Source organism: Microbacterium sp. Bi128 (assembly GCF_918698205.1).
In genome coordinates, this window is the sequence record NZ_CAKKMM010000659.1 from 1 (window position 1) to 2,720 (window position 2,720).

Below are 2,720 nucleotides of genomic sequence, written 5' to 3' on the forward strand. Positions count from 1 at the left end.
CCCCATCCACGGCCACGGTGTTCGCATGAATGTTGATGACGGTTACATCGGCGAAACGCGGGGCGCTTAGCGTGATCGGCATGAGCACGAGGATCGCGGCCCGCCGCACGTTCGTCGACGGACGTTTCACTCCCGCCACGGTCGTGATCGACGAGGGCCAGATCACCGCCGTCACCGTCTTCGATCCCATGGCCGATACCGTGCTGCCCGACGACGCCGTGCTGCTGCCGGGCCTGGTCGACTCGCACGTGCACCTCGACGAACCGGGCCGCACCGAGTGGGAGGGCTTCGCGACCGGCACGGCCGCCGCCGCGGCCGGGGGTGTCACGACCGTCGTCGACATGCCCCTCAACAGCTCGCCGGTGACGACGACCCCCGAAGCCCTGGATGCCAAGCGCGCCGCCGCCGCGGGACAGCTCGCGGTCGACGTCGCCTACTGGGGAGGGGCCGTCCCCGAGAACCTCGGTTCCCTGCGGGCGCTGGCGGATGCCGGGGTCGTCGGGGTCAAGTGCTTCCTCTCGCCGAGCGGCATCGACGAGTTCGGCCACCTCGACGCCGACCAGCTCGAGGCGTGCCTCGCCGAGCTCGCCGTGTTCGACGGGTTGCTCATCGTGCACGCCGAGGACCCGGCGCATCTGCACGGCGACGGCCCGCTCGGCCCGCGTTACGCCGACTTCGAGGCGACGCGCCCGCCGCAGAGCGAGCGCGCCGCGATCCGCCGGGTGATCGACGCGGCCCGCCGCACCGGCGCCCGCGCGCACATCGTGCACGTGTCCGACGGCGAGGCGCTCGACGACGTGCGCGCGGCCAAAGCCGAGGGCGTGCGCCTCACCGTCGAGACGTGCCCCCACTACCTCACGCTCGACGCCGCCGAGGTGCCCGACGGGGCCGGCGCGTTCAAGTGCTGCCCACCGATCCGCGGGGCCGCCAACCGTGACCTGCTGTGGGCCGGCGTCGTCGACGGCACGATCGACGCGATCGTCAGCGACCACTCGCCCGCGACCGTCGAGCTCAAGGGCAACCCCGACTTCGGTCTGGCGTGGGGCGGGATCGCGGGCGTGCAGACGGGCCTGTCGTCGGTGCACACCGCGGCGCGGGGGCGCGGCATCCGTCTCGAAGATCTGCTGCCCCTGCTGACCACGGGGCCCGCCCGCATCGCGGGTCTCGACGGACTCGGCGTCATCGCCCCCGGCGCACCCGCGCACCTCGTCGCCTTCGCGCCCGACGAGGAGTTCGTCGTGGATGCCGCCGCCCTCGAATACCGCAATCCCGTCTCACCGTGGCACGGGCAGACGCTCACCGGCGTCGTGCGCGAGACGTGGCTGCGCGGGGAGCCGGTGTTCCGCCGCGGTGAGCCGGTGACGCTTCGCGCGGGGCGCGAGCTCGTGAACGCGGCGGTCGAGGCGTGAGCGTCGTCCCGATCCTGCAGCCCGGCGTCGGTCCGATCCCCGGCGACCACTACGTCCGGGCCACGCCCGCCACCGTGCTGTGGGGGCGCCTCCCGTGCGCGACCGACGCGGCCGTCCTCGAGATCGCCTCGGGCGAGAGCGTCACGTTCGACACCGTGAGCCACGAGGGCATCCTCGACGACCAGGGCAAGGACCCGGCGGCGTACTTCGCGGCCCACGGCGTGCCCGCGGACCACGTGCTCGACGACGCGATCGAGATCGCGGCATCCGTCGCCCGTGACCCGTTCGCCGACGGTCCGCACGTCGTCGTCGGGCCCGTGCACGTGCGCGGTGCGCACCCCGGCGACCTGCTCAAGATCACGGTCGAGGCCCTCGCGCCGCGCGTGCCGTACGGCGTGATCTCGAACCGCCACGGCAAGGGCGCGCTCGTGGGGGAACTGCCCCGGGGCGAGCACAACGTCAGCGTGTTCGCTGCGGTCGCCGAGCGCGACGGCGCGCTGCACGGCACGCTGCCCGTCGCCGAGGGCGGCGAGCCGGTGGTGGCGTTCCCGCTCGCGCCGTTCCTCGGCACGATGGGCGTCGCCGTCGCGGGCGACGAGCGTCCGCACTCCGTCCCGCCCGGGCCCCACGGCGGCAACATCGACATCAACCTCCTCGTCGAGGGCACGACCCTGTTCCTTCCGGTGCAGGTCGAGGGGGCGCTCGCCTACGTCGGCGATCCGCACTTCGCGCAGGGCGACGGCGAGGTCGCGCTCACCGCACTCGAGGCGTCGCTGCGCGCGACTCTCCGGTTCGAGGTGATCCCCGCGGATGCCGCCCGCGCAGCGTTCGGAGACATCACCGGACCACTCGTCCGCACGCCCGAGTACCTCGTGCCGACCGGCATGGACCCCGACCTGGATGCCGCGATGCGCGCGTGCGTGCGATCCGCGCTGTCGCTTCTCGGTGCCCGCTGGGGCATGGACGAGCACCTCGCCTACGCCTACCTGAGCGCCGCGACCGACTTCGACATCTCGCAAGTGGTCGACATCGTGTCGGGGGTGCACGCCCGCATTCGCGAGGCGGACTTCGCGGCGGTTGATGCCGTGGAGCCCGTGCCCCTGGCATCCACCGCCTCTGACACCGAGGGAGACGCCCCGTGACCCCCGCTCTCGCCCGCGCCCTGGCTCGCACCGAGGCTCCGTCGCCCGCTCCCGCCCCGTCGGCATCCCGCGGACGCGGGTGGGTCGCCACGGCGATCGCGCGTCTCGGTCCGTTGCCCGACACCGAGCCCGAGAGGGACGAGCGATGACGGATGCCACAGGTTCCGGC

3 protein-coding genes are annotated in these 2,720 nt (G+C 73.4%); all 3 read left to right on the forward strand.

Translation table 11 applies throughout. The features are described 5' to 3' along the window. The first annotated feature begins 80 nt into the window (after positions 1-80). Genes allB through LQV45_RS24445 form a run of 3 tightly spaced genes read left to right on the forward strand, consistent with a single transcriptional unit; the run spans position 81 to position 2,700 of the window. Positions 81-1,409, forward strand: coding sequence for an allantoinase AllB (allB, locus tag LQV45_RS24435; RefSeq protein WP_230009202.1), 1,329 nt, complete (start codon positions 81-83; stop codon positions 1,407-1,409). Continuing rightward, positions 1,406-2,551 (forward strand): acetamidase/formamidase family protein, encoded by a 1,146-nt coding sequence (locus tag LQV45_RS24440; RefSeq protein WP_230009203.1) that lies wholly within the window; start codon positions 1,406-1,408, stop codon positions 2,549-2,551. Before allB ends, LQV45_RS24440 begins: the two co-directional genes overlap by 4 nt. Next, positions 2,548-2,700: a hypothetical protein gene (locus LQV45_RS24445; RefSeq protein ID WP_230009204.1), complete on the forward strand. Its 153-nt coding sequence runs from the start codon at positions 2,548-2,550 to the stop codon at positions 2,698-2,700. Before LQV45_RS24440 ends, LQV45_RS24445 begins: the two co-directional genes overlap by 4 nt. Positions 2,701-2,720: the final 20 nt, after the last annotated feature.

What these genes read in the sequence shown, in the direction of transcription:
- allB (WP_230009202.1), top strand. Translation starts at nt 81, where the DNA reads ATGAGCACGAGGATCGCGGCCCGCCGCACGTTCGTCGACGGACGTTTC.